Genomic DNA, 1,635 nt, shown 5'->3' on the forward strand with positions numbered 1-1,635 from the left:
CCAAGTGGTAGATCGTGCTGATGTCCCCGTCCGTCGAGTCCATCGTCATGAAGCTCGTGCTGCTCGCCGGCGACGAACCCCGGTTGACGCGCAGCTCCGTGTTGATGTTGAAGTTGCGTTCGACACCGCACGGCGCCCACACCAGCTGGCCCCAGTCGGTCTCGTCCGTGGCCTGCCAGTTGTCCTCGAGCGGGCCGTTGAAGGCGTGGCTCCGGGCGGCCGTGTCCGGGGAGCCCTGGAAGTAGTACGAGGCCTTCTGCGTGCCGTTGGCGCCGCGCTGGAGCGAGGCGAAGCCTCGGTAGTCGACGCTCGCGATGGCGTACGTGAAGCCGCCCGGCACATGAACTCTCAGGTTGAGCTGGCAGTTCTTGCGGAACGCCGTGGAGGGCGCGCCGCCGCCGACCTGGGCGAGGNNCGGCGGCGGGTTGTCGAAGGGATCCGTCGCGTGCGCGGGAAGCGCTCCGGCGAACAGGGCGGCCACGGCGCCACCCAGGAGGAGACCACGAACCATGGGGGGTTCTCCCATCATAGGCATGCACATGTCAATAGACATGCGCGACGTCCCCGCACACCTGTGAAAGAGCTGTGAAGGCTGCGGGGCGACCGCATCGTATGGATCCCTGACGGGCACGGCTAGAGCGATCTCCGGCCNNGCGCCCACACCGCCGACGCGTCGTCATATCCGGCGACCCAGAGCGGTCCGCGGCACTCCACGGCGATCCACGGCGATCCACGACCCCAACGCACCGATGCCGCCCACCCCGAGGGGCGGACGGCACCGGAAGGCCGGGTCAGCGGGCCGGCGTCAGCGGCAGTACCGCATCAGCGCCCGGACCATGTGGCACGTGGTGTCCGACGGCGGGTGCACACCGATCACCTCGGCGGTGGTCCGGATCGTCTCGTTGCGCGCCTGGTTCGGCATGTAGACACCGGAGTCCAGCAGGGCGATGGCCAGACGCATCGCCTTCAGACGCCGGTTGTGCGTGATGTACCACTCCCGCGGACGGCCCGGCGGCAGCGTGTGCTTCANNGCCGCCGGAAATCCCCCGTCGGCAACCCTCGAACACTGCTTCTATTTTACTACCCCCCACTGACAATCGCCCCTGGCCAGAAGGCCTTTGAGCGGTTCTGTGACAGGGGTGGAACACGGGTTTTCGGGGGCCTCGGGACGCCCTCCGGCGGGCCGGGAGCGGTTGGCTACCTTGGGGCCATGGAGATCTGGATCAACCCGGCCTGTTCCAAGTGCCGCAGCGCCATCAGCCTGCTCGACGCCGAGGGTGCCGACTACACCGTCCGCCGCTATCTGGAGGACATCCCGAGCGAGGACGAGATCCGCGAGGTTCTCGACCGGCTCGGGCTCGAACCGTGGGACATCACCCGCACCCAGGAGGCCGCCGCGAAGGAACTCGGTCTCAAGGAATGGGCGCGGGACGCCGCCACGCGCGACCGGTGGATCGCGGCTCTCGCCGAGCACCCGAAGCTGATCCAGCGGCCCATCATCACCGCGGAGGACGGTACGGCGGTGGTGGCCCGCACGGAGGAGGCGGTACGGGACGCGCTGTCGCGGTAGGCGCACCCTCGAACACCACCCTCGCCCGACCCACCCTCCGCCGGCCCGGTCTCTTAGACACATCT

Annotated in this window: 3 protein-coding genes and 1 pseudogene; 1 reads left to right on the top strand and 3 read right to left on the bottom strand. The window is 68.6% G+C overall.

Annotated features, from left to right (window positions below):
* From AOK15_RS41145 to AOK15_RS41150, 3 genes and pseudogenes are all read right to left on the bottom strand, one after another.
* A partial coding sequence (locus tag AOK15_RS41145; RefSeq protein ID WP_240508838.1) for a DUF4360 domain-containing protein occupies positions 1-413 on the bottom strand: 413 nt, incomplete at both ends.
* A gap of 2 nt (positions 414-415) precedes the next feature.
* Positions 416-511: pseudogene (locus AOK15_RS48230) on the bottom strand (DUF4360 domain-containing protein); the annotation flags it as partial.
* 294 nt (positions 512-805) lie between these two features.
* Positions 806-1,029, bottom strand: a 224-nt coding sequence (locus tag AOK15_RS41150; protein ID WP_157870546.1) for a hypothetical protein, incomplete at its 5' end; no start/stop codon positions are given.
* Between the two features lie 181 nt (positions 1,030-1,210).
* Here AOK15_RS41150 and AOK15_RS41155 point away from each other — a divergent pair.
* Positions 1,211-1,570 (top strand): arsenate reductase family protein, encoded by a 360-nt coding sequence (locus AOK15_RS41155; protein ID WP_055524370.1) that lies wholly within the window; start codon positions 1,211-1,213, stop codon positions 1,568-1,570.
* Positions 1,571-1,635: the final 65 nt, after the last annotated feature.

The organism is Streptomyces ossamyceticus (assembly GCF_001418475.1).
GTDB classification, from domain to species: Bacteria; Actinomycetota; Actinomycetes; order Streptomycetales; family Streptomycetaceae; genus Streptomyces; species Streptomyces ossamyceticus.

What these genes read in the sequence shown, in the direction of transcription:
- AOK15_RS41155 (WP_055524370.1), top strand. Translation starts at nt 1,211, where the DNA reads ATGGAGATCTGGATCAACCCGGCCTGTTCCAAGTGCCGCAGCGCCATC.